We start from the raw sequence: 26,437 nt of genomic DNA, 5'->3' as shown, positions 1-26,437 counted from the left end.
CAGGTTTTTTATGATGACTATTTACTTATTTTGAGATTGCGTAGATAAGTATTCTGTAATAGCACCGCAGTCACAAGAGTGCTGAGAATGATCGGTACCAGTGTTCCGATGATTGTACTGATGACTGCTGAGAAAAGTAATAGCAAAATCGTTAAGCCTAAAATCTTACCAAAAGACAGTGTAATCCGTTTTTGATAGCGATTGAAGAGAAAGTGAGCTAGAAAGATAACACTGGCATATAATAAATAATTCATAGAAAATCCTCCTATTTATTAAATAGATTTGAAAGATTCAGTTTAGCGCATACGACATTTTCAGCAATGCCAAGGCAATTAGTCAAGTGTTGTATCTGCTGCTGATTCTTGCTCTACCTGCATTTTTTCAAATGCTTTGAAGAAAGGGTAATAGATCATCAAAGAAACAGCGAAGCAGACAAATACCATGACACAGGCAACCCAGTTCCAGTTTGAAGTAATCAGAGCACCCAGCGGAGCTGGAATTGAAAAGGGTGGTTTGACCATCATTTTTGGCATCCAACCAAGAATCGTTACAATGTAAACGAGGATGGTATTCACAATAGGAACCAAAATAAATGGAATAGCCAAGAGTGGGTTCATAACGATTGGTGCGCCAAAAATCACTGGTTCGTTGATGTTGAAAATTCCCGGAAGGATAGAGAGTCGTCCTAATTGCTTCAAGTATTTTGAGCGAGAGAACAGGAATAATACAACAAGGGCAAGCGTTGATCCAGTACCGCCCATTTGAGCATACCATTGGTAAAATTGTTCAGTAAAAAGATTAGGTAAGTCAAAAGCACTCACGCCATTTTGAAACAGTTCTGCATTTTCGATGATCGCTTGATCCCAAAAAGGACGGATCACTGGACCAAGTACGGCATGGCCGTGAATCCCTAATGCCCAGAACAGACAAATCATAAACTGAGTGATGACGCCGCCAAACAGATTGTTTCCGGTAAGAAAGCCTTTTAGCGGTGAAATTGCCAAACTCAGTAATTCATTCAAGTTGAAATTCAAGAAATGTCTGGGAATCCAAAATAATAGAATAACGATCAATGTTGGCAATAGCGCCGCGAAGGATTCACCGACAACGGGTGGTACCCCTTCAGGCATCTTGATTTCCAAATTCTTTTCTTTCGTGAAACGATAAATTTCAACAGAGATAAGTGCCGCGACAATTGCGCCGAAAAGGCCTTGAGAGCCTAGTGGTGTGATTGGGATATAACGACCGGCAGTAACTGCATTGCCAACTGTATCGATTCCTTCTTGGATATTCACTGGAACCACCATCAGCAATGTGGCAAGCATGGACAGAAATCCACTTGTGATTTTATCCAGCTTATAGGTATTTCCTAAAAATGCACCAATTGTAAATGAAGCATAAAGAGACATCAAGCCAACCGTAAAACGGAAGGGGACATCCAGCGCTTGGATATAGGGGGCAATCATTTCTGAGTAGCCATCAATGGGCAGATTCAGCAATATCGTGAAAAATGAGCCGACGATTGTTAGTGGCAGAATAGAAATCAGTCCATTTCGAATTGCTTGCAAATGTCTCTGGTTACCAATAGCGTTTGCAATTGGTAACAGCTTTGTAGCAAGATTATCAAAAACGTTCATCATGTGGTATCGCTCCTTTTGATTGTTGTAGAAAGTAGGCGAGTTCGACTACTTTCTCTATTTTAGAGGTCCGCTATCCATTACTTCTAGAGGTTCCTATAAAAGAGTAATGGTCCTCCTTTTATTTGTTGAGGAAGGTGGTCAGGTTCGCCTACTTTCCTCGTTTTGGTGGTTCGTTATTCATTACTTTTAAAGCTTCCTACAAAAGAGTAACAGTCTTTCTTTTTAATCATTGAAGAAACTAGTATGGTTGTCTACTCTCTTCGTTATACTACTTCATTCAAATCCATGTTCTTCTGTGACTTGCTTAAACCATTTTCCAGATTTCTTGCAGGTTTTTTCTCCTGTTTCGACATCTAAGCGGTAGAAGCCGTAGCGGTTCTTATACGCATTGCCCCAAGACCAACAATCCACAAAGGTCCACATATGATAACCTAAGCAATTAGCGCCTTCATTCATTGCCTGATTCAAATAAGTCAAATGCTCTTTAAGAAAATCAATCCGGTAGTCATCTTGTACCATACCATCTTTGATAAACTGCTCTTCCCCTTGAATACCGATCCCATTTTCAGAAACGAACCAGTCGATATTGCCATATTCATTTTGAATTTTCTTAGCGATGTCGTAGATTCCTTTTGGATAAATCTCGATTCCTCTCGACGTGTTCATCCTACGATTCGGCATTTCATAATTGTCAAAGAACCATTCCGGTGAGAAGACCCCTTTCGGATTCGGCAAACACTCCTTCGCCATTACTCTACGTGGACGGTAATAATTGATCCCCAAAAGATCGATTTTTGTTGAAGCAATAAGAGTAGTATCGGTCGTTGTCACCTCAGGCATCTGGTCATATTTCTGGAGGATCTCTTTTAACTGAACCGGATACTGCCCTTTTAGGATGGCGTCGTTGATACTTTTCGTATAGAAAAGATCCGCCATTTCTGCGGCTTGTAAATCCGCAGGGTTTTGACTGCGTGGATAGACAGGGAGCACATCCATGATGATGCCGATTTTTCCTGAAAGCTTCAACTCACGGTATATTTTGACTGCTTCACAATGAGCGAGAACAATATGGTGTAGTACCGTTGCGGCTCTTTTGAAGTCAACGATGTAAGGGTAATGACGGTCATGGAGATAGCCGGCTTCAGCTGGAATCATTGGTTCATTGAATGTAAACCAGTATTTTACCCGATCACCAAACAGCTTAAAGCAGGTTTTTGCATAGATGGCATAGGCTTGAATGACTTCGCGATTTTCAAAGCCCCCGATTTCCTGCAGCTTCATCGGCATGTCAAAATGATAAAGATTAATGAAGGGTTCGATTCCCTGTGCTAGTAGTTCATCGATCATTTGATTGTAAAAATCGACGCCTTTTTGATTGAGTTCCCCAATTCCGTCAGGAAATAATCTGGACCAGGAAATAGAGGTTCGAAAGGAATTGAAGCCGATCTCTTTCATTCGTTGAATGTCTTCTTTAAAATCTCGATAGAAATAGGAGGTATGCTCTGTGGTTACGCCATCGTAAAAACGGAAGTTGAATTCCTTGGATGAATAGTCCCAGATGTTTTCTCCTTTGCCATCATTTTTTTCTCGACCTTCAGCCTGGGTGGCACTACTGGCAGCTCCCCAGAAGAAGGATTTCGGAAAGTCAATTGTCATGTTGTTCCTCCTTGATTGTGTATTGCAGTTTGTGTAAGCGCCCTCTATAATGGAGTATAGCATCATTGATTTCATAATGTTATGCGCTTACAATCTGTTGTCATTTGTATCGACAGGTTGATATTTTTGACAAATTTGTCACAGCCTGTGACAAGGGGGGACGAGCATGCTTTTTTTAGATTACATTCCTGAATTGAACCCGTTAGAATACGAGATCTACCATTATATCGCAACAAATCTTAAATCAGTCTCTTATATGCGAATTAGGGATCTTGCCGAGGAAACACACACTAGTACAGCCAGCATTCAGCGCTTTTGCCATAAATTTGAATGTAGTGGATTTGCGGAATTCAAAGTGAAATTACAGCTTTACGCAGATTCGCTTCATAAAGCCCAAGTTGCGGATGTCGATGAGACACAATATATTCATTTTCTTGAGCGAGTGAATGAGCCCTTCTTGAGAGATAAGATAGAAAAAGCTGTAGATATTCTTTGTGACAAAGGGCTGGTGTTGTTTCTTGGCTCCGGTTCGTCAGAAATGATTGCTGGATATGGCACCTTATATTTCACGAATTTATCTCAAACAGCCTTGCGGATTGAGGACCCATCAAACTATCCGATCGAATGGTTTCCGGATGATGTCTTGCAGAATACCTGTATCATTGCGCTATCCGTTACTGGAGAGACAAAGGAAATCATCCATTACATCAAACGATTAAATACAAAAAAATGTCCGATTATTTCGATTACAAATAGTGACAGCTCAACGATTAGTCGCATGTCTGATTTGAATATTCCTTATACGATTAACCGAGAGACGATTTATAAAACAAGTGACAATCATGATAAGACGATCGAGCTGACCTCTCAGCTGCCAGCTCTCTTTCTAATCGAAAAAATTGCCAAGCGCCTGAGACTGCGCAAAAATATCTAGTCAATAGTGAAACGTCAAGTCAGGGTTTGAACGCCACATAAAGTAAGGGGGATACGATGAAGATAACAGTGCTTTTAGGAGATATTGCTCAATTATCAGTAGATGCACTTGTGAATGCAGCCAATAGTTCCTTATTAGGCGGTGGGGGTGTCGATGGAGCGATTCATCGAGCTGCCGGCAAGAAATTATTAGAAGAATGCAGAACACTGAATGGTTGTCGTACTGGTGAAGCGAAGCTGACAAAGGGCTACAACCTGCCCGCTAAACACGTCATTCATACTGTTGGACCAGTTTGGAATGGTGGAAGTAAGGGGGAAAAAGAGCTGTTACGGGATTGCTATTTTAATAGTTTGGAGTTGGCAGAAAAAAATGGCTTTCAGTCAATTGCTTTTCCATGTATCAGTACAGGGAGGTATCGCTTTCCTTTGGACCTTGCAGCAAAAACGGCAATAGAAACAGTTGTGAGGTACGCCAATGAAACCAGTAAGTTAGAAAAAGTCATTTTTATCTGTAATGATCAATTGAATTATACGCATTATTCGGATTTATTGAAAAAGATCAATGAGCCATCTATAATCGTTGAGCTTTAGATATCACTGTAAATATTGTTTTTACCAAGCCAGATTGACTACTAAATAGTAATAGTCGGTTGATCTCTCAGCCTATAGACGAAAAGAATTGGGAAACAACAGCCAATTTTTTTCGTCTTTTTTTGCCATTTCGACTTTGCGCAACCTTTTTTAAAAGATGAATGAGTGGATCTTTCCTATAATAAGACTCATCAGGTAACTTGTTTATTGGTCAACAAGCTGAGACGGTAACGGAACAGCTTACAGGTTCGATTCCTGTGTTACTTTTAAAGACACAAACAGCAAACCAACTACCAATCTATCTACTTAAAATAGACAAAGTGTGTCTTGTAAGGGCGTCTACAGCAAACAAAAAAACCTACTCTTTTCTGAGAATGTGAAAATGAGCGCCCTGTAAAAAAGGAGTGCAGCAGAAATGGTCTAGCTAACTGTTTCTGCTGTTTAATCATGCAGATAGGGGAAAGATAATGGAAGCTAGAAAAAAACTCGTTTTTATTGATGTTGAAAAAATAACTAGTCGTGTGGCACTTCATGTAACTCTAAAAGAAGCGTTGGCATTTCCCGATTTCTATGGTAAAAATTGGGCTGCCTTTTGGGATGCAATCACAGGACTAGTTGAGCTGCCGGAAAAAATAGTTTTTAAAAATTGGCAAGCGTTTGTACAAAACCTACCTGAGGAAGCAGAGTATCTTAAACGAATTTTGGCGGATTTTAATCACAAGCACCCAGAGTGGAAAACAGAAGTAATATACAATTGAAAAGAAATGATGTAGAAAATGAGAAGGAAGAAAACAAAGAAAGGGGAGCATTTATGTACAAAAAAATTGAGAAAGTCATCAATGAGTGGAATCCAATCGGCTTGCTTCCTCATGCACCGGAGGATGAGTATAGTATTGAAATAAAAAGAATCATGAAAGTATTGGAACAGCAGCCTGACATTAGTGAGCAAGAGTTGGACAAAGCAATAAACACTATTTTTAATACTGCATTTGGTATCTCAAACAGTCAAGCGGAGAAGAAGCTTATTGCAAGGCAGATAATACAAAGTTTGCCTTAGTTCTCATTTACAAGGAAATGATTAAATTTTAGAAAAGTGGTGGTTCATAGGATGGATCGAATCATACAGTTAGTGAAAGGCAACAGGCTTAAAGAAGTTTATTTGACGGGCTTTATTGATGAAGTGGATGGTCAATTGGAATTTTGTCCAGACTTACGGTTCCTTTATTTTGAGTTTGCTTCTGGATTTCTTGAATGCCTATCAATTGAACAATATTCGAGATTACAGCTTAAGATCGTTGACTCAGTCAAACACGACTTTGAGATCGATGAGGACATGTTTGCGGGGATTTCCAGAGCTGGTGACTTGATTTTGGATGTCCCAGATAGTCAAACCAATGAAATCATTAAAATAGTTGTTTATGATTTAAACGTTTCAGAAGTGCAAATTACCTGTGTTGCGTTGAGTTTATGGCTGAGAAGTGGGCAACATATTTTTCTTGATCCTTCATTCCTTCAAGGCATTGGAAGCGGTAGCGATAGTCAAAAGGACTATTGGGAAGAAAATTTGAAAGAACATAGAAAAGTAGAACGACCGGAAAGCGTTCTTTTCACGTTAGAATAGTTAGTCGAGAGTGGGATAAAGATCGTCCACTCCCGGCTTTTTTTGGTAAAATGGAAGAGACAGAGTAGTAAATGATGTGGAAGTTATTTCCTTAAGATAGCGGTTGCATCAATTTGGTTTGAAGATTTAGTTTTTTCAGCTAAATCGTATAAAAAGAAGAAATCTCTGTTTTAAGCGAGGAGGACAATAATCAATGATTATTCGTAATATAACAGCTTCAGATAGAAATGAATGTATTGAAATAGCTCAAGCTTCTTTTAAAAAAGGAGTGTCAGAAAGAATTGTGGGGTATCCTGAGACAAGCGAAACCGCAGTGATAGGATTACTGACTTCGATTTGCGAAAGCGGGAAAGGATATGTAGCAGAAAAAGAGAATGAAATTCTAGGTTTTTTAATTGAAGGGCACATCTGGAAAGAGGACGCTGTCAAGCATGTATATATCCCTGCGTTTGGTCTAGGTATAAAAGAAGGTTGTGACCGAATAACTGTGTTGCAGCTATTGCTAAAAAAGCATTTGGATGTGGAGCTTTCTGAGAATCTAAAAACAAATTATGAAATGAAGGTTTTTGAAAATGACACTGAATTAGTGAAGGCTCTTTTCTATGAACAGTTTGGTTTAATCAGCCTTGAAGCAATTAGAAAAAACAACTATGTAGATTTTTCTAAGAATCCCGATGTAATTTGTACTAGACTTTCGACAAATGAAATCAAAAACGAACAAGAAACGATCCTCTCCATGTACCATAAGCTAATAAGACATTTGCAAAGCTCGCCTGTTTTTTATCCAGGAACAGAATTTACAGATGAGAGCTTTATGGCATATATTTTGACAGAAGAAAGCCGATTTTATGTTGCACGAGCAAATGGTGAAATCATTGGAATGCTTGATGCTTCGAAGAATGAAGACCCTATTTTCTCTGAGGTGATGCTATACGATGTTGGAGATATCTACGTGAAACCTGAATTTCGTAATTTGGGTGTTGCTCAAAGGCTGCTGCATTTTGCAGAAGCAGATAGTATGGAGGCTGGTGTAGAGTGGCTTCATGTTGAGCATGGCACAGCAAATATAAATGCTCGCCTATTCTGGGATAAGCATTTTGAGCCGATCCTTTTTTCTATGATTAGAGAGATTGAGCCAATTGTAAAAGAAAAATGATAAGGAAAGAGAAGTTACTAATTAAAGGAGACCTGGAAAATGTCCGTCGCATTAATGATCGATAATCCGAGAACGGATGCTGAGGATCGACTTTATGTACCTGTGGCTACTGAACGAACTTTTGAAGACGAATGGCAAAATGCAGCAAAACAGCTAGAGCTGGAATGGGTACAGCATTTTCAATTTGGGGTAGTGTTCGGTTATGAACAGGGACCGTTAATCATACAAGAACTCGAAAAAGTGAAAGAGTGGTTCTTGACTACTATTGCTGATCAAGAGAGGGCGCAATGGTTGGGTTTGCGTGTGAATCAGGTCATAAAAGCGATAGAAGAGATATTCACTGAAAAAGAGCTGCGTATTTTTATTGGCTGATGCGTATACCAAAAGAGAGTGAAACTATACGCAAGTTGAAGCTTACTAACTATGTTTTATAGAGGAGGAAAAGGAATGGAAAATGAGTTGATTAGAGTTGCAGATGATAGCAAGAAAATGGATCTGAATAGAAAAAATCAAATCGAATCTGTGCTGTATGGGTTTATCGTTGGTGATTGTTTAGGTGTTCCTGTCGAGTTTAAAAAAAGAGGGACGTTTTTGGTCAATGAAATGATTGGTTATGGCACGTATAATCAACCGCCGGGGACTTGGTCGGATGATACTTCGTTGACGTTTTGTCTGATTGAAAATTTGGTAGAGTCAGGCAATATAAGCACCTTAATGGATAAGTTTGTTCGTTACCGAGATGAAGGGTATCTAACACCTTTTAATGAAATGTTTGATATTGGTATCACAACAGTTGAAGCGATCGAACGCTTCAAAAAAGGCGTACCTGCCGAGAAATGCGGTGGAACAGGAGAACGTGAAAATGGCAATGGAGCATTGATGCGAATCTCTCCTCTTGTTTTTATTTTACAGAAAGAAGAATCGTTTCAAAGGAGGGTAGAGGTGGTGAAAAGTTATTCCGAAATCACTCATGCCCATCCTCGCTCAATCGTCGGTTCACTCATTTATATCGAATTGTTGAGAAATATGAGTGCCGGCCATTCATTGAAACAGTCATTGCCGCTTGTTGAGCAGTGTTTCTCAGAGTATCTTTCTGAGACGGATGACTATATAAAAGAACTGGTGCACTATTCACGTATCTTTCAAGAGAACTTTTTTGAGATACCAGAGAATCAGATTCGTTCTAGTGGATATGTAATTGATAGCTTAGAAGCAGCAATTTGGTGTCTGGGAACGACGAGTTCTTATAAAGAGGCTGTATTGGTCGCGGTGAATTTGGGCGAAGACACAGATACAATCGGTGCAATCACTGGAAGTCTTGCTGGTCTGTATTATACCTATCAGGCGATCCCTAAAGAATGGTTGGAAGTTATTGCGAACAAGGAAATTTTAGATACACGTATTCAGCAATTAGTGAAACTTTGTGTTTAATGTTTGATGAGAGGCGATGGAGAAAAGATGACTTGTCCGGAATGCGGGGGTACAGTAAAAGCAAGGATTCAAGGACAAAAAACATATGTAATTTCTTGTATAAGCTGTGAATGGAGCGTAGCAACAACGTCCATTTCATCTCTTGAAGAAGATACGACTATTTACACATTATATCTGGAGAAGGACCAGCAGTTGCACTTTAAACAGCTTCTTGTTGTAGCGAAAATTTCCGGAATGAATGTTCTTCAAGTGAAAAAAACATGTGATGCAAGCGAGTACCTAATTTTTAAAGGGCTGGCAACAGAGGTACTAGCGGTCAAAGAAAAGTTGGAGGAGCAGCGGATTGGCTTTATTGTAGTTCCTACTTTTGACTATTGAGAAGCGATTGCCTACTTGCAATTAAGGGGGAAGTGATGGATTTTTAGTGTAAAATATTTATTCAAACCTCAGTATCTAAAAGAGTCATTGCTGATAAAATCAGTCGGTGGTTCAATTGGACATTTGATAGTTTACGATAATCAACCGTTTGAAATTGGATAGACGGTGTTCCCGAAGCAGCTCCTTCGACACTAAGCCGGAAATTCCCAAAATTGCTTCATAAATTTTTGTGAATTTCCGGCTTAGTGCTTGAAGCTAACCGCTTCTGTCACAACCTTGTGCTGATTTTTTGTATTTTCCTTATTTCTTAGATGTTGATATCCCTAAAGAAGCATCTGTCAAAAAGTATAAGGAAATGATTGCTCGTTTATTTTGTTGTTTACGAGAGGAAGGATGGCAGGTTGTCATCGCTTGTGGGTTTGAAGAGGAATTACCGGGAAATGGTCGAAGTCTGTATAATAAAGAATGAAAAAATCCTTGAAGCTGTGCGGCTTCAAGGATTTTTTCATTCTTTATTATCTTGCGTATTCTTTTCTTCCGAAGAAGCACTTTCTTGCTCTGGTGCTTGCTCTGGTTGTTGATACGTATTAGTTGATTGCTCTGTGTAGGACTCAGGTTGATTCGTGTAGTCATTGGCATATTCATTTTGTGAATAATAGTCAGTTGACGGATCTTGGTATGTGTTCTGTTGCGAGTTTTCCAGATTATTTGTGTACGAATTGTTTTCTACAGGATAACCATTCGCATTTTCTTGATAATAGTCAGGCTGTGAATAGGTATTATCTTGCGATTGATTTTCGTTATACTGATTGTCGTTTTGATAATAATTTGGCTCTTGGTAGTTTTGATCGTAGTTATAGCCATTGTTTTGTTCGCCGTAAGTATCTTGATAATTATTTGTTGTCTGATTTGTATAGTAAGCATCTTGGTTTGAAGAATAAGTGTTTGATTCCTCTGTCTGAGTGGACGATGCATCTGTATTATTTAGATAAACAAAACTTTGATCTTGAGATGTGGCTGGTGTAGCAGTCTGGGCAATTTGCTCTTCGACTTTCTTTTTGAGCTTTGATTGCTTTTGATCCTTATCTCCAGTTAAGGTTAAGTAAATAATCAAACCGATCATGATGATCGTTAGGATAATCAGCCCGATGTACTGGCCAAAAGATATAAACATGGTGACCTCCCTAGTCATTTGATTTTTTATATAGAGCAAAAAGGAATAGTACTTCTCTTCGTTCTTGCTTCTTTATTCGTATTTATACAGTTTATCAAATGTTTCTTTTTCCGTCATCCTTTTTACAGGAAAATTTCAAAGTCTTAAGCATTTTAGTAAAATGCTTGGCTAATAGAAGAAAAAAATGTATGGTATTTCTTTTATATAGTAATGAAATGATATGACGCTAAGCAATCAAGGCATTTCAATAGCTGTACTATTTAGAAGTAAAGAGACGCTCCCTCACGTATTGTATGTTCTAATATCTTATTGATTGATTTTATCATCGAAAAAGCAGATTTTTTAGGCGTCTATTCAAAGTTAATTATTTATAAATACGATCAATTATGTTTGGATAGATAAATTGGTTGTGGTAAACTGTATTAAGCAAGCTTTTTGGAGGAATACTATTGAAATCAAAAGAGATGTTAAAAACTATCCTATTTTTTGTCGGACTTGCCGCAGTCCTATTTTTACTTAGACAATTTGTGTTTACTCCGGTAGTCGTGAAGGGACATTCTATGGACCCGACATTGGCTGATGGAGAACGAGTAATCGCATTTAAAAATACGAAGATCGAACGTTTTGATATTGTGACTTTTCCAGCTCCGGATGAGCCAAACAAGAACTACATCAAACGGGTAATCGGCTTACCGGGTGAAACGATTGAGTATAAAAATGATGTATTGTATATTGACGGAAAAGAAACAGATGAACCCTATTTAGATGAGTTCAAAGCTGCGTTGACGGACGGCGGTCCGCTGACCTATAACTTTTCTTTAGAGGAAATAGGCGCTCAAAAAGTTCCAGAGGGTGAATACTTTGTTTTGGGAGATAACCGCAGAAATTCCAAAGACGGACGAATGATTGGGTTTGTCAACGAAGATAAAATCTTGGGTGATGTCAAATTTGTTTTATGGCCCTTAGATCGTTTTGGCACAATTTAAATTCTGATAAAGTAAAAAATAAAGCTGGGATAGCATGTCCTAGCTTTTTATTTTTTTGAAAAAAAGTTCGTTACGCTGAAATTAAAGGTTCTATGTCAATTTGTGTTGGTAGGACAAAAAACTGAATAAAATCGTAGAACTTGGAATAAAAATCAGAGACATTCTGGTTTTGTTTCAAGTTCTTTTTTAGAAATAGGAGGACTTCTGCCAATTATCTGGGCAGCTGGCCGGAAGCGACTTGGCAAAAAGCGCCAATTCCATTCCTAAATCGAGTCAAAGTAGCTGTACATGTACTTGGATAACAGCTACTAATTCCCGATTTACCTTTATAGCTGCAGAGATATTGGTTGTGAGCCCCCTTTTAATCTTGAGAAAAAACAAGACCTTGAACAATGTAAATACGTGAACGAAAATGATAGAAATTGCGGTAGCCATAAGCCACTCGTTTGATTACCTTAATCTTGTTGTTCAACCCTTCTGTAATGCCATTAGAAAAAGAAAAACTGAAAGCATTGGTAATTCCTTGTCTGTGCTTCTTGAAGAATCTCAATTTCTTTTTGAACCAGAAAGGCAGTCGGGGATCTAGTGTATCAAGTTCTTCAAAGAAACGCTTGGCGTCTCGATGAGTAAAGGCATATTTGAGAAACTGAACAGTATCGTAAGCAATGCGCAAGGTTGAATCATAGCTGAGTAATTCATCGACAATATCTGTTTGAGTTAATGGACGTTTGAACAGTGAATGATAGGGACGATGTTGACTATCAAGCTCAGAGGAATCTTTTAAGAGTAACTTCCAATACCGTTTGAGTCGACGATATTGCTTCTGTTCTAGCGGTGAGGAATGCCGAAAGGCATTCATTGTCTTTATCCGCAGTTGATTTAACGCTCGATTCATCTGTTGGACAATGTGGAATCGGTCAGTGACGAGTTGGGCATTTGGAAACACAGACTTGAGTAATTGATCATAGCTCGCATTCATGTCCATGACCAGGTACTTTACGTTTTCTCGAGCTTCTTTTGTGTAACGCATAAAGTGTCGGGTTAAGTGTGTTAACCGTCGGTCTTCAAGGACTTCAAGAATCTTGTTGGTTTCTCCATTAACACAAATAAAACTCATGGCTCCTTCACAAGATTTCATTGATTTGAATTCATCAATACATAAAATTTTTGGAAGAAATCGCCAGTTTGGAGAATAAGAAGTAGCTAGCTCTTCCATTAAGCGAAGAACCGTCACGTCTGAAACGAAATGTTTTTGGGCAATCTCTTTCCTAGAAACATTTTTCTTTAAATCAAGCATGATTTGGAGACAGAGCTGCTTCGATAAATGATGATGCTCTTCAACTAACTCTGTTTGAGCATGAAAAGTAGCGTGACACTCATGACAACGAAAGCGTGAACGTTTCAGCTCCAATAATGTCAAGCGACCATTAAAAACAGGTAATTGAGTATATGTCCGATGGTAACCGTTTTTGATGATCTGTCCTTGATTTTTAATGCCACAGTTTCTACAATGTGTAGGTATATACGTAAGTGTTGCTTTGATGACCTGAGCCTTAACACCTTTTGAATGACTGTATTCAAGCCAATCCTCTCCAAAGGAGAGATGTTTATCTGTTAGTCCAAGCAATAATCTGGTATTCTTATCCATAGAGGAACAACCTTTCTGATGATTTGTGGTTTTTGTCGATTTCATTTTATCAGTTTGTTGTTCCTTTTTTGTGTTTGACCACTCAAAAAAGTGCTGGTGGTTTTTCCTTTAGGAATTTCCACCAACACAAAATATTATAGAACCAAATTAAACAGGTTTTTGTGGTGGAAATCGTTGGTCACGATTATAATGATTTATAGTGAGTAAAAAGGTTGAGATCATACTTTGACCGATTCGTTGATTCAAAAATAATAGATGATCCCTTCAAGAAGAATAGGCTGCTTGTACTTTGCCAGAAAAAAAATTTACTTATGTTTGTATGTATCTTATGAAATAGTTAAAGCGTTAGCTTTCGCTATTTATCAGTAGAATATAAAAGAAATGGAAAGGATGTGGGAACATGTCGCTACAATTTATTCGAGGAACTGGAGAAAAAAATCTGGAGAAAATATTGGTGGATAAAGCATCTGAATGGTTAGATGCCGATTCGAATAATGAAGTATTTTATCTGGTTCCCAATAATATCAAGTTTGAAAAGGAAGTTCTTTTCTTAAAAGAAATCAAGAAAAAAATGACTGTTACGGATAACATGATGGCAACGATGCGTTTACAGGTATTCAGTTTCCAGCGACTTGCATGGTATTTTTTACAGCATACACACTATTATCAGCAAGACCAGTTGTCTGAGGTAGGTGCGGCAATGATCTTCCGGAAGATTTTGAGTGAAAACGAGGAGAGATTAACTGTTTTTCGTGGAGAAATCAATAAATCCGGATTTATTCAGCAGCTTTATGCGTTATATCAGGAGATGAAGGAAGGCAATGTTGAGCTGTCAGATCTGGCAGCTATTGCTACTGACGATCAATCACCCGATGATCAAGATATGGCGCGAAAGCTGGAAGATATCCAATGGCTTTTTGCGGCATTTGAGGGGGAGCTTCAAAGACATGGAATCAATGAAACCGAGTATTTGACAGTCTTGAGCTCTTACTTGAAGACGAAAGATTTAGGCAATGTCCTATTTGTCTTGAGTGGCTATAATCGATTTAACGCAAAGGAACAGTTATTGCTTCAAACACTTATGGAACAAGGTGCTGAAGTAAAAATTGCGTTGACATTAGACCATCCTTATCCAGATAGGAAGCCTGAAGGAGTAGATTTGTTTTTTGAAACAGGAAGCACGTATTTTCAACTTTATCAGCTGGCAAGACAATCTCAAGTAGCTGTACTGAACGATCATGTTGAAAAGAGCCACCCGTTGATTCAATCAAAGGAAATCACACAGCTTGGCGATTTTTGGCTGCAAACACGGAAACACTTTTACAAGAACGGCCCCTCATTAGCAGAAGCAGAGGATATCCAATTATGGTGTGCTGAAACACCAAAAGAAGAGCTTGCTTCGATAGCGAAGGAAATTCGTCGACTGGTTGTGGAAGAAGGGTATCGTTATAAGGATATTCAAATTGCAACTAGAGATTTCGATAGCTACCAGCCTATTTTAAAACCAATCTTTAAGCTGCATGATATTCCTATTTATATCGATCAAGATATGTCTATGGAGCAACACCCATTAGTTGAATTGATCCATTCACTATTCGCAATCGACAATTATCATTTTCGGTACCGGGATGTCCTGCGCTTTTTGAGAACAGAGCTGTTCCTTCCAGGAGCGATTTATTCAGATGAAATGGATTGGCGCGCTGAACGGGATGATTGGCGACGGAAAATAGATATTACAGAAAATATCATTCTAGCGTATGGTTATGAAGGTAGTCACTGGACAAGAGAAAAGGATTGGACGTTTATTCGCTATGATTTCGAGGAAGAGAAACAGGATGAGACGACTGTATTAGAGCGAGAATCCAATGAGGTCAGACATGCCGTACGGGACATTCTCCCAGCGCTTTTTTCAGCGCTTAAAGAAGCTGGTAATGGAGAAGAAGCAGCGGCAATCTTTTACCGATTTTTGATTAGTAGTGGTGTCGAGGAACAGATGAGAATGTGGCGGAATCAGGCGATCGCTGCAGGTGAGCTGGAGGAAGCGCGAAACCACGAGCAGACTTGGGATGCATTGATGGCGTTACTAGATGAATATGTCATGATTTATAAAGATGAAGTATTTGAGTTTGACAGTTTTCAAGAAATTTTCTCTAGTGGATTAGAAGGATTGCGTTATAGTAAGATACCAACAGCGATCGACCAAGTCCAAATTCGTCCTATTGACACCCTACAGTCTGGGCAAGCCAAAATCACTTTTGCTCTAGGGCTGACAGATCAGGTCTTTCCAAAAAAAGTTGAGAATAAAACCTTGCTTTCGGATGAGGAAAGAAGTCGGATGAATGACGGATTATCAGAGGGAAAATTCTTTTTGCAAGGTGTGGGTCAGCGAATGGCACAAGAGCCGTATACAGCTTATATCATGTTATTATCCGCTTCTGAAAAGCTGTATTTGACCTATCCAAGGATGTCAGATACGGCACATGACGTCAAGCCATCTTCCTACTTATCGATACTACGGAAAAATTTAAAGCTATCGTTTATTTTTAAAAACAGTTTGAGTATTGCTGATGATGAACAGACTAGTTTGCAGCACGTAGGAACCTATCGCACCTTGATCGGGGATTTAACGAATCTGAAACGACAAAGAAACGAGACACAGCAAGGACTATCTGGTTTTTGGCACATGCTTGAGCGTTCTTTAAGCAATCAGCCGTTGGCTCCATTAGCAGCTCAGATTTTTGAAAGCTTAAATCATAAAAACATTCCTGAATCATTGGGACCAGAGTTGGCTGAAGAGGTCTATGGCAAGCATATTTACACCTCTGTCTCTCGTGTAGAGAGTTTTTACAGATGCCAGTACCAGTATTTTTCAAGGTTTGGCTTGCGGCTAAGAGAACGGGATGTATTTGGGCTTTCATCGGCGGCGACCGGGGAATTCTTCCATGAAGCGTTGGATCAGCTTTTCAAGGTATTGATAAAGAATAATCAGCAGCTTTCAGAATTGACAGATGCACAGCTGAACGAGGTAGCAGAAGAAGTGTTGATCAATGTGCTAGGTGATCAGCGATTTGGTATTCTTGATTCTTCACATCGTATGAATTTTATTCGGTATCAGCTGCGTCAAACCATTAAAAAGGTGAGCTGGGCATTGAAGCAACAAAGTGAACGGAGTGGACTTTCAACTGTTCAGACAGAGGTCTTGTTTGGCCAAATTGCTGGGAAAAAGGGCATTCGCGGCTTGGAGCTGCCGTTACAAAATAACGGACAGATCAGTGTTCGTGGGAAAATCGATCGGGTCGACCAGCTATCAATTGATGGTGAAACCTATCTGGGTGTCATTGACTATAAATCTAGTCATCGAAAATTCAATCTGACAGAAGCTTACTATGGATTAGCAATGCAAATGCTGACATATCTCGATGTCGCGTTGATGGATGCAGTCGACTTAGTCGGGCAAGAGGCCAAGGCAGCAGGTTCCTTGTACCTCCATGTTCATAATCCAATCTTGGGTTTTGATGGGGAGGAGCAACAAGAGAAGCAACTGCTAAAGAAATTTCAGTTTGATGGTTTACTGTTAAATGATCCGAAAATTTTAGAACACTTGGATCGCTCTTTAGAACCGAAGCAAAGCTCGCTCGTTTTCCCTATTGAGGAATCTGCGAAGGAAATCATCAAACCAGGAAGAAGACAAGACGATAAGTTCGTGACGATCGAAGAATTTGATACCTTGCGAAGACATAATCGGAATAAATTTACAGAAGCTGGTAATAAAATGATCAGTGGAGAAGTGAACCTTGATCCAGCCTATCAAGGAAAAGAGCGGATTGCCTGTAAGTATTGCCCCTTCCGTAGTGTCTGTACTTTTGATGTGATGCTAAAAGAAAACGACTACCATCGGATAGAATCGATGGGGAAACAAGAAATATTTGATCGAATGAGAAACGAAGAGGATGAGGGGGAGTCTGAGAATGAGTAAAAATATTCCATTGAGACCGCCCCATGAGTTATTTACCGATAACCAGTGGCAGGCAATTTTTGATGAGGGGCAGAATATACTGGTCTCTGCTTCAGCCGGTTCCGGAAAAACGACGGTTTTGGTTCGTCGAGTGATTGAGAAAATCAAGAGTGGTACGGATATTGATCGCTTGCTTGTTGTAACCTATACAGAAGCTGCGGCCAGAGAGATGAAGGAACGGATTCAAGCAGAGCTGCAAAAGGCGCTGACGCAAGAAACAGACCCACAACAGAAGCAGCATTTTGTTCGTCAGCTTTCGTTACTGCCAACTGCCAGTATCAGTACGCTGCACTCCTTTTGTCTCTCAGTAATTCGCCGTTTTTACTATCTGATTGATATGGACCCGGTGTTTCGTCTTTTGACAGATGAGACAGAGATGCTGTTGCTAAAAGAGGATGTCTGGGATGATTTAAGAGAACGACTTTATGAGCAGGAAGAAGAATCCTTTTATCAATTGACAAGTAACTTCTCCAATGATCGGACAGATGATGGGCTGACGAATCTGGTGTTCTCGTTATATGAGTTTGCCAAAGCTAATCCCGATCCGGAAGAATGGTTGATCGATCTGCCTAAATCCTATCAAATCGATGGAGACATCGGAGAGTCGTCTTTGTATCAGGATACTTTGAAGCCTCCGGCAATTGAAAGCTTACAAATGACCATTGACAGATATGAAAAGATGTTAGAGCTTTCTGTCGGTCAGGAAAAAATGGAGAAAGTTGCTGCGTTAGCCCAAAAAGAGCTGGATTGGACGAAGCAATTTTGCCAACGATTATCCGATAATGAATTAGAAGCAGCATACCAGCTGACAGAAGTGCTGGGCTTTGATCGTTTTCCGACAGTCAGGGTTCCTGAGCTGAAAGAAGTTATGGAACAAATCAAGGCTCTTCGTGAACAGAATAAAAAAACGTTAAAAGAAATCACCGCATCGCTTTTTACTCTGGCTCCTAAAAAAATGAAAGAAATCATGGATCAAGCAGCGGTTGTCGTTCGGAATATGGCCGAGGTCGGCAAGCAGTTTATGACTGATTACGGAAATGAAAAACTGCGCAAAGGGTTGGTGGACTTTAACGATTTAGAACACTTTACCTTAGCGATTCTTTCTAACCGAGAAGGTAGTGAGTGGCTTCCGACAGAGGCATCAACTTATTTCCGTAGTAAATTTGATGAAGTGCTTGTAGATGAATACCAAGATATCAACCGTTTGCAGGAAAGTATTCTTTTCTGGTTGCGTCGTCCGGAAAACAATGAGGGCAACCTTTTTATGGTGGGTGATGTCAAGCAGTCGATTTACTCATTCCGTCTAGCGGACCCAAGTCTTTTCATTGAGAAATATACGCGTTACGGACAGCAAGAAGATGGGAAACGCATCGTTTTAGCAGAAAATTTCCGTTCTCGTTCCAACGTCCTTGATTTCACCAATTTGGTTTTCGAGCAGTTGATGGATGAACGAGTTGGGCAGATTCCTTATGATAAAGATGCACAGCTTGTCAACGGCTTTCATCAGTTTTTAGAAGCAGATGACTATACGACAGAAGTGCTGATTTATGAAAAGAAAAAGAGTCAAGAAGTAGAAGACGGCTTTTTGTTAGATCCAGAGCTGCAAATCGAGGATAAAACCGAAGGCGAACTGCATATGACCGCGCTGAAAATACGTGAACTGATTGACCGAGGCTACCTAATTTACGATAAAAAGCTAAAGGAAAGTCGTCCGGTACGTTACCAAGATATTGTTCTGTTGACACCTACAAAGAAAAATAATTTGACCATTCTAGATATTTTCAAACGCTTTGATATTCCGTTACAAGTCAATGATGCTCAGAACTATTTCCAAGCAACTGAAATTCGCACGATGATTTCGTTGCTTCAACTCATTGACAATCCTTATCAGGATATTCCGTTGGCTGCTGTTTTACGCTCACCAATGGTTGGACTCAAAGAAACTGAACTTGTCAACGTTCGTCTTGCTAAAAAAGAAGGATTATATTATGAAGCTTTTCTAGCATTCAATAAGCAGACAAAACCGTCGAACAATGTCCAAAAAACAATAGATAAAACGCGAGCGTTTGCTGATCAATTAGAACTGTGGCGCGAGCTGGCTCGCAGAGTCAGTTTGTCTGAGTTGATTTGGAAAATCTATCAAGACACAGCATACCTTGATTATGTTGGAGGTATGCCGGCTGGACAACAAAGACAGGCCAACCTGTATGCGTTAGTCGATAGAGCCGCAAACTATGAGAAGACTAGCTTCCGAGGGCTGTTTCAGTTCATTCGTTTTATCGAAAAAATGCAGGAAAAAGATAAGGATTTAGCAGAGCCTGTGATTCTTGAGGATGAAAATGCCGTGAGGGTCATGACGATCCATGCCAGTAAAGGACTGGAGTTTCCAGTTGTTTTCCTATTGGATATGACCAAAGAATTTAATCTATCTGATTTGAAAGAACGATGTATTTTTGATGATCGTTTAGGTGCGGGAATTCGTTTTCTTGAAGAAGAGACGCGTATTTTGTATGATACATTACCTTATCTTGCATTAAAACAAATCAAGATGAATAAGCTTCTCTCAGAAGAAATGCGTAAACTGTATGTCGGGCTGACACGGGCAGAGCAAAAATTGATTTTGATTGGTTCTTATAATGACCGCGAAGCAGCTTGGAAGGAATGGGGCAAGGCAAAAGATGTGGAGACACTCGTACTGCCTCAGGAAAGTCGACTGCAAGGAAAAAGCAGCTTGATGAATTGGATCGGTATGACACTGATTCGACATAACGATGCAGAGAAATTCAATGATTTTTATCAAGCATCTAAGGTAACAGAATTACAGAACCATCCAGGTCGATTTACGATTTCCTTTATGGATGATCAACAAATGGAGACCGGCTTTTCTATGCTTCAGCAAAGTGCTGATATAGAAACAGCTCCAGTTCAATCATCTGAAAAAGAGGATCAGGTATTATTGACTAGAGGCTTGAAACGATTGAATTTTGATTATCCTTATCAGCTTGCAGCTCAAACAACGAATTATCAATCTGTTTCAGAGATCAAGCGCATTTTTGAAGATCCGGATGATCGTTCAATCGGTAAGTTAGAAATCGGAGATAGTCAGGCACGAAGTACTCAAGGCATCGTGCACCGTATGGCAAGTCAGGAATTGAGTAGACCAAGCTTCCTACAGGAAGTTCAGCAACCGGCAGCTGTAGAGATCGGTACAGCAACACACCATCTTTTACAGCTGATTGATTTATCAAAAGAACCTACCTTGGAAAGTCTACAGGCGCTCTTAGACGAACTGGTTTCTCAAAAGCTGATTGCTGAAAAAACTGGAAGTCGTATCGATTTGACTAAAATTTTAGATTTCTTTCAATCTGAGTTAGGACGAATGCTTTTGGCTCATCCTGATCGAGTGAGAAGAGAGCAGCCTTTTTCGATGCTGCTTGATGCAGAAGAAATCATTAAAGATTATCCCGAAAAGTCTGACGATGAACTGCTTATCCACGGAATCATAGATGGCTATATCGAGTTGGATGAAGAGTGTATTTTGTTCGATTATAAGACAGATTATATAAGAAATGTGAATGATCCATCTGAGCTTGAGAAAATCGTCAAACGTTATCGAGGTCAATTGAAGCTGTATAAGCAAGCGTTGTCCTTAACGATCGACAAACCAGTAACTCATGTTTATATGGTGTTACTGCTTGCAGAGATAATTATTGACATGGTAACTGGAGAAATGATTCCTATTAAGAAATAATTTGAATCATTGCATTCTTAGTAGATTAAAAAAATGAAAAATAGAAAGCAGATGAACTTACAAATAGTAAGTTCTGTGCTATACTCATGCCATGAGGTGAGGAAAAATGGAACAAGTAAAAACAACCAACTTTTCTTTGTGTCCCAAGTTTGAAAAAGCATTCAGCATTCTAGGTAAGAAATGGAACGGCTTGATCATTGATGTGTTGCTGGAAGATGGACCTCAGCGTTTTGGTGAACTGAAGAACAAGATTCCAATGTTAAGTGACCGCTTGCTTGTTGAACGGTTGCGCGAATTGGAACGAGAGCAAATCGTTGCGAGAGCTGCACGTTGTGAGGATTCAGCTAGGTTAGAATATTTTCTGACAGATAAAGGTCAGGATTTGAAGCTGGCAATGAATCAGCTGCAGGTTTGGGCAGAAAAATGGGTGACCGAGGAAGAATGCGGTTGACCAAATTCGGAAGTTCTTGTACACTAGAGTCAATTGAATAATTAAGAACGTTGATGGAAGCAAGTAATTTGGCTGATTCGTAAAAGGGAAAACCTGTCATAGACTGAAAGCAGGTCACGAAATCGAAAAATGAACATTTCACTTCCGGAGTTTGTTTCGTCTTGGTTGACTTGACCGGCAGTTGTCGTTAAAAAATAGAGTGCACAGTGTTTTTTCACTGTGAATGAGGATGGTACCACGAGAGCTCGTTCCTTTTTTAGGAACGGGTTTTTTTGTTTTTATTGGAAAGCGGTTGTGATAGAAGTTACTTCTGGAACACCGTTTATCCGCTTTTAAGAGACTGAGACATGCTACTGTCACAGCCCCATGCTCTATCATTTTGCCAGCTTTGGTTAAGAAAATGAGTCGAAAAAGGGATTATTACTGTGGGTATTTGACTACAGAGGACTTATAAAAAGAAAGGGAGAATATTATGTCATTACAGACACAGCTTGAAGTGTTGAAAGAAGAAACACTTTTAAAGATCAATCAGTCAGATGATCTGAAAACACTGAATCAAATTCGTGTAGAAACACTGGGGAAAAAAGGGCCGATCACTGAAGTACTAAGAGGGATGAAAGATCTTTCAGCTGAAGAACGTCCAGTTGTCGGAAGCTTTGCCAATGAGATCAGAGACCAATTGAATCAGGCGATCGAAGAACGCAAAGAAGTATTGGAGGCGGAAGCAATGAATGCTTCACTAGCACAGGAAACAATCGATGTGACGCTTCCAGGCGAACAAATGACGCGTGGCACAAGACATATCCTGTCACAAGTAATGGAAGAAATTGAAGATATTTTTGTGGGGATGGGCTATCAAATCGTTGAAGGCTATGAAGTGGAATCTGATCATTATAACTTCGAACGAATGAACCTGCCGAAGGATCATCCAGCAAGAGATATGCAGGATACCTTTTATATTTCAGATGAGATTCTGATTCGTACACACACTTCTCCGGTTCAAGCAAGAACAATGGAAAAACATGACTTTTCTAAAGGCGCATTACGCATGATTTCACCAGGAAAAGTTTTCCGTAGAGATACCGACGATGCGACACATAGTCACCAATTCCATCAAATCGAGGGATTGGTTATTGATAAAAACATTACAATGGGTGATTTGAAAGGGACACTAGAAGTTGTTATGAAGAAAATGTTTGGCGCTGACCGTAAGATTCGTCTTCGTCCAAGCTACTTCCCATTTACTGAGCCATCTGTAGAAGTAGATGTAAGCTGTTTTAAATGTGGTGGTAAGGGCTGTAACGTATGTAAACACACAGGCTGGATAGAAATTCTAGGCGCTGGTATGGTCCATCCAGATGTATTGAAAATGTCAGGAATCGATCCAGAAGAGTACACAGGTTTTGCTTTTGGCTTAGGCCCCGATCGTGTTGCAATGCTGCGTTACGGTGTAAATGACATTCGTAACTTCTATCAAAACGACCTACGCTTCTTGAATCAGTTCAAAGAGCAGTAGACGATAGATAAAAGAGCAAAGAGTGAATGGAAAACAAGACAATAACTTGACCTGTTTCTACCACAAACGTAAAGGAGCGCCTCTATTCTGGTATAGAAAAGAACCTAGAGATAGAGGACATCGGACCTCCAAAAAGAAGAAACAAGACAGTTACCTGCCTTGTTTCAACAAAAATTGTAAAGGAGTTATGACGAATGTTAGTTTCATATAAATGGCTAAGTGAATATTTAGACTTGTCAAAAGTAACACCCAAAGAACTGGCGGATACAATGTCAGTGACGGGTATTGAAGTCGAAGGAATTGAAGTGCCGGAAGAAGGCTTGAAAAAAATCGTTGTCGGTGAAGTAAAGGAATGTGTGCCTCATCCTGATTCTGATCATCTGTCGATCTGTCAAGTAGACATCGGTGAAGATGAGCTGTCTCAAATTGTTTGCGGAGCACCTAATGTAAAAGCTGGGATCAAAGTGATTGTTGCGCTTCCTGGATCAAGAATTACAGGCAATCAAAAAATCAAAAAAGGCAAAATGAGAGGTCAAGTTTCGAATGGGATGATTTGCTCTCTTCAAGAGCTTGGTTACTCAGACAACGTGATTCCAAAAGCATATGCTGATGGTATTTACTATATGCCTCAGGATGCCGTAAATGGAGAGGATGTCTTCTCTTATTTGGATATGGATGATTCGATTATTGAATTATCGATCACGCCAAACCGTGCAGATGCATTGAGCATGAGAGGGGTTGCGTACGAAGCAGGAGCGATTTATCGTCAAACACCAAAATTTAAAGAAATTAATTTGCAGGAAGACACAACTGAAAAAGCAACCGATTATATCTCTGTTGAGGTTCAAGATGAATCGGATGCTCCGACATACCAAATTCGAATTATCAAAAACGTAAAAATTCAAGAGAGTCCTCTTTGGCTGCAAACGCGTCTTATGAACGAGGGGATTCGTCCAATCAACAATGTAGTGGATGTGACAAACTATATTTTGTTGCTTTTCGGTCAGCCATTACATGCATTTGATTATGATAAACTTGGTAGTAAAAATATTTTGGTTCGACGCAGTAACGACACGGAAGAGCTTGTTACTTTAGATGGGGAAACGCGTAAGCTTTCACCTGAAAACATTGTAATCACAAATGGCGAAGTACCTGTTGCCTTGGCTGGTGTAATGGGGGGAGCGGATTCTGAAATTACCGACGGGACGACGACTGTGGCTTTGGAGTCAGCTTTATTCAATAGTCTATCTATCCGAAAAACGTCCAAACAGTTCAATTTACGTAGTGAATCATCTAGTCGCTTTGAAAAAGGTATCAATAAAGGGACTGTCAGTGAGGCAGGAGCCGCTGCGGCAGCAATGATTGCGGAGCTTTCTGGTGGGACAGTAGTTTCCGGAGAAAGTACTGGAAGTGAGTTGGTTGTTTCTCCTGTTTCTGTCAGTGTATCTGTTGATCGTGCCAATGAATATTTAGGTACCGATTTGACAGAAGCAGACGTTGCAGAAATTTTTACAGCCCTTGGGTTTGAGTATACTGTGGCGGCAGGTGTTTATACCGTTTCAGTTCCTTCAAGAAGATGGGATATTACGATTGAAGCAGATTTGATTGAAGAAATTGCCAGAATTTACGGCTATGATAAATTGCCTTCTACTTTACCAAAGGGAGAAACTGTTGCTGGAAGTTTAACAGATACACAGCGTTTTGTACGTAATATGAAAGGCATGCTAGAAGGTTACGGTGTCAGTGAAGCTATCAGCTACGCGTTGACTACGGAAGAAAAAGCTGCTCAATTCTCTATGAGAAAAAGTAAGGCTACAAGACTAAGTTGGCCAATGAGTGAAGAGCGTTCTGTTTTAAGAATGAATTTGATTTCAGGCTTGTTGGATGATGTGAACTACAATGTTGCTCGTAAAAACAGCAATATAGCTTTATACGAAGTGGGTCATGTTTTCTATCAGGACAATGATCCATTAAAGGATTTACCATATGAAGAAAATCATCTAGCTTTAGCGTTAACAGGAAATCGCGAAGAGAAAGATTGGCAGACAAAAGCCGAGGCCGTTGATTTTTACACGATCAAAGGTATCATGGATCATCTGTTTGAAGCGACTGGCTATCAAGGTGTCATCACTTATGAAGCGACACAAGAGATGAAGGAAATGCACCCTGGCAGAACGGCATATATCAAATTGAACGATGACGTGATCGGCTTTGTCGGACAAATCCATCCTTTGACAGCAAAGGCATACGATATTCCGCAAGTGTATGTCGCTGAATTGAATCTGCATGGCTTATTGAATGGAGAGAAAGAACCGTTTGTTTTCGAAACTGTGTCGAAATTCCCGGAAGTCAATCGAGACATTGCATTGCTTGTTAAGGAAGACGTGACCAATCAAGAGCTGACAGAGTGTATTTGGAGTCATGCCGGACGTTTCTTGAAGCAGGTGCATTTGTTCGATGTCTATCAAGGAGATAACATTGAGGATGGCATGAAGTCAATGGCTTATAGCCTGACATTTGCTAATTCTGAAGCAACTTTAGTTGATGAAGAGATTAATGGTGCAATGAAGAAAATTGAAAAAGCACTGGTTGAAAAATTAAGTGCAGAGGTTCGTTAAGAGACGATAGCCTTATAATAACAGAAAATGCTTAAAGAAAGACTATTCATATTTTGAATGGTCTTTTTTTAGTTTTCCTTTGTTTTCGTGCTAAATATTTGTTGATTTGGAATCGATTAAATGTTAATCTATAATTGTGAATGAACGGTTCATTCATTTTCGGTAATTGAAAGGAGTTTTTTTCATGAAGAAAGATCATTTGGATGAAATAATTGATGCAGCAGCTTTTTTATTTATCACTAAGGGGTTTCAATTAACTAAAATCAAAGATATCGCTGAGAAAGCAGAAATTGCTACAGGGTCAATTTATAAATATTTTCAAAGCAAAGAAGACATTTGGATAACGATACCTATAGCACTTTTAGATGAGGAACGAAAAGATTTACTGGTATCGCAATACCCTATCAATTTTTCCGACATATCGAAACAACATCAAGTAATTCTAGAAAAGTTTCAACAGATAGATCAGCTGATGGAACGGGAAATATTAGGTGAAAACATTGAATTAGCGTCAATCATTGAATTACTTGTGAGGCTCATGGATAAGTATGGAAAATTCTTTTTACTGATTGAAAAGAATCAGAAGGTTGATAAAAAAATGACTGACTATTATCAGCTATATCGGAAGAAATTATTTTCCTATGTGCATCAATTCTTCGCTAAACAAATAGACAATGCAGTTTTCCGCAAAATAGAACACTTGGATTGTCATGTTGAACTTGTCATTGATAGTATTTCTCGATTGACGATCCATAAGAAATACGACTCTTTTGAGATAGAAGAGATAGATACATCGCTTGTAGTAGCAGTGTTAGTTGATACTTTTGAACATGCATATCTGGTGAGAGAATGATCATGGAGGGAGGAAATCA

At 39.5% G+C, this 26,437-nt stretch carries 22 protein-coding genes; 17 read left to right on the top strand and 5 right to left on the bottom strand.

The window, feature by feature from the left end; all coding sequences use genetic code 11:
* Positions 1-17 precede the first annotated feature (17 nt).
* The 3 genes from A5888_RS03980 to A5888_RS03970 form a co-directional block, all read right to left on the bottom strand.
* On the bottom strand, positions 18-254 hold the full coding sequence (locus tag A5888_RS03980) for a hypothetical protein (RefSeq protein WP_086347932.1): 237 nt from the start codon (positions 252-254) through the stop codon (positions 18-20).
* 78 nt (positions 255-332) lie between these two features.
* A complete protein-coding gene (locus A5888_RS03975; protein WP_086348354.1) occupies positions 333-1,637 on the bottom strand; it encodes a PTS sugar transporter subunit IIC in 1,305 nt (434 codons plus the stop codon).
* A 276-nt stretch (positions 1,638-1,913) separates the two neighbouring features.
* Positions 1,914-3,296 (bottom strand): glycoside hydrolase family 1 protein, encoded by a 1,383-nt coding sequence (locus tag A5888_RS03970; protein WP_086347931.1) that lies wholly within the window; start codon positions 3,294-3,296, stop codon positions 1,914-1,916.
* Positions 3,297-3,462: 166 nt separating this feature from the next.
* Between A5888_RS03970 and A5888_RS03965 the strand changes: the two genes are divergently transcribed.
* The 10 genes from A5888_RS03965 (at position 3,463) to A5888_RS03920 (ending at position 9,875) form a co-directional block, all read left to right on the top strand.
* The gene (locus tag A5888_RS03965; protein WP_086347930.1) at positions 3,463-4,230 is read left to right on the top strand and encodes a MurR/RpiR family transcriptional regulator; all 768 of its coding nucleotides are present in this window, start codon (positions 3,463-3,465) and stop codon (positions 4,228-4,230) included.
* A 56-nt stretch (positions 4,231-4,286) separates the two neighbouring features.
* Positions 4,287-4,820: an O-acetyl-ADP-ribose deacetylase gene (locus A5888_RS03960; RefSeq protein ID WP_086347929.1), complete on the top strand. Its 534-nt coding sequence runs from the start codon at positions 4,287-4,289 to the stop codon at positions 4,818-4,820.
* Between the two features lie 467 nt (positions 4,821-5,287).
* Positions 5,288-5,578 carry a barstar family protein gene (locus tag A5888_RS03955; RefSeq protein ID WP_086347928.1) on the top strand — a complete coding sequence of 97 codons (291 nt, stop codon included), beginning with the start codon at positions 5,288-5,290 and terminating at the stop codon, positions 5,576-5,578.
* 53 nt (positions 5,579-5,631) lie between these two features.
* A complete protein-coding gene (locus A5888_RS03950; RefSeq protein WP_139843804.1) occupies positions 5,632-5,877 on the top strand; it encodes a DUF1871 family protein in 246 nt (81 codons plus the stop codon).
* Positions 5,878-5,928: 51 nt separating this feature from the next.
* Positions 5,929-6,441 carry a hypothetical protein gene (locus tag A5888_RS03945; protein WP_086347926.1) on the top strand — a complete coding sequence of 171 codons (513 nt, stop codon included), beginning with the start codon at positions 5,929-5,931 and terminating at the stop codon, positions 6,439-6,441.
* A 193-nt stretch (positions 6,442-6,634) separates the two neighbouring features.
* Positions 6,635-7,597 (top strand): GNAT family N-acetyltransferase, encoded by a 963-nt coding sequence (locus tag A5888_RS03940; RefSeq protein WP_086347925.1) that lies wholly within the window; start codon positions 6,635-6,637, stop codon positions 7,595-7,597.
* A 39-nt stretch (positions 7,598-7,636) separates the two neighbouring features.
* Positions 7,637-7,969 (top strand): hypothetical protein, encoded by a 333-nt coding sequence (locus tag A5888_RS03935; protein ID WP_086347924.1) that lies wholly within the window; start codon positions 7,637-7,639, stop codon positions 7,967-7,969.
* Positions 7,970-8,044: 75 nt separating this feature from the next.
* Positions 8,045-9,028: an ADP-ribosylglycohydrolase family protein gene (locus A5888_RS03930; RefSeq protein WP_170924698.1), complete on the top strand. Its 984-nt coding sequence runs from the start codon at positions 8,045-8,047 to the stop codon at positions 9,026-9,028.
* Between the two features lie 27 nt (positions 9,029-9,055).
* Positions 9,056-9,406, top strand: a complete 351-nt coding sequence (locus A5888_RS03925; RefSeq protein ID WP_086347923.1) for a hypothetical protein — start codon at positions 9,056-9,058, stop codon at positions 9,404-9,406.
* Positions 9,407-9,695: 289 nt separating this feature from the next.
* Complete coding sequence (locus tag A5888_RS03920; RefSeq protein WP_086347922.1) at positions 9,696-9,875, top strand: hypothetical protein; 180 nt, start codon at positions 9,696-9,698, stop codon at positions 9,873-9,875.
* Between the two features lie 36 nt (positions 9,876-9,911).
* On the opposite strand, the gene A5888_RS03915 is transcribed toward A5888_RS03920, so the two are convergent.
* Entirely contained in the window at positions 9,912-10,580 is a 669-nt protein-coding gene (locus A5888_RS03915) for a hypothetical protein (protein WP_339101923.1), read from the bottom strand.
* Positions 10,581-11,023: 443 nt separating this feature from the next.
* Between A5888_RS03915 and lepB the strand changes: the two genes are divergently transcribed.
* A complete protein-coding gene (gene lepB / locus A5888_RS03910; protein ID WP_339102075.1) occupies positions 11,024-11,566 on the top strand; it encodes a signal peptidase I in 543 nt (180 codons plus the stop codon).
* A 361-nt stretch (positions 11,567-11,927) separates the two neighbouring features.
* Here the strand turns inward: lepB and A5888_RS03905 are convergent, their stop codons facing one another.
* Complete coding sequence (locus A5888_RS03905; protein WP_086348158.1) at positions 11,928-13,214, bottom strand: ISL3 family transposase; 1,287 nt, start codon at positions 13,212-13,214, stop codon at positions 11,928-11,930.
* A gap of 400 nt (positions 13,215-13,614) precedes the next feature.
* Between A5888_RS03905 and A5888_RS03900 the strand changes: the two genes are divergently transcribed.
* The 6 genes from A5888_RS03900 (at position 13,615) to A5888_RS03875 (ending at position 26,418) form a co-directional block, all read left to right on the top strand.
* The gene (locus tag A5888_RS03900; RefSeq protein WP_086347921.1) at positions 13,615-17,190 is read left to right on the top strand and encodes a PD-(D/E)XK nuclease family protein; all 3,576 of its coding nucleotides are present in this window, start codon (positions 13,615-13,617) and stop codon (positions 17,188-17,190) included.
* A complete protein-coding gene (addA, locus tag A5888_RS03895) occupies positions 17,183-20,980 on the top strand; it encodes a helicase-exonuclease AddAB subunit AddA (protein ID WP_086347920.1) in 3,798 nt (1,265 codons plus the stop codon). Before A5888_RS03900 ends, addA begins: the two co-directional genes overlap by 8 nt.
* 106 nt (positions 20,981-21,086) lie before the next feature.
* Positions 21,087-21,431 carry a winged helix-turn-helix transcriptional regulator gene (locus tag A5888_RS03890; protein ID WP_086347919.1) on the top strand — a complete coding sequence of 115 codons (345 nt, stop codon included), beginning with the start codon at positions 21,087-21,089 and terminating at the stop codon, positions 21,429-21,431.
* A gap of 472 nt (positions 21,432-21,903) precedes the next feature.
* Positions 21,904-22,947: a phenylalanine--tRNA ligase subunit alpha gene (gene pheS, locus A5888_RS03885; protein WP_086347918.1), complete on the top strand. Its 1,044-nt coding sequence runs from the start codon at positions 21,904-21,906 to the stop codon at positions 22,945-22,947.
* Positions 22,948-23,141: 194 nt separating this feature from the next.
* Positions 23,142-25,565: a phenylalanine--tRNA ligase subunit beta gene (pheT, locus tag A5888_RS03880; protein ID WP_086347917.1), complete on the top strand. Its 2,424-nt coding sequence runs from the start codon at positions 23,142-23,144 to the stop codon at positions 25,563-25,565.
* A 184-nt stretch (positions 25,566-25,749) separates the two neighbouring features.
* The gene (locus tag A5888_RS03875) at positions 25,750-26,418 is read left to right on the top strand and encodes a helix-turn-helix domain-containing protein (protein WP_339101922.1); all 669 of its coding nucleotides are present in this window, start codon (positions 25,750-25,752) and stop codon (positions 26,416-26,418) included.
* The last annotated feature ends 19 nt before the right edge of the window (positions 26,419-26,437 follow it).

This window comes from Enterococcus sp. 9E7_DIV0242, assembly GCF_002140975.2.
Taxonomy (GTDB): domain Bacteria; phylum Bacillota; class Bacilli; order Lactobacillales; family Enterococcaceae; genus Enterococcus_L; species Enterococcus_L clewellii.
Note: the sequence above shows the minus strand (reverse complement) of the source record. Positions and strands in the feature narration are given on the sequence as shown.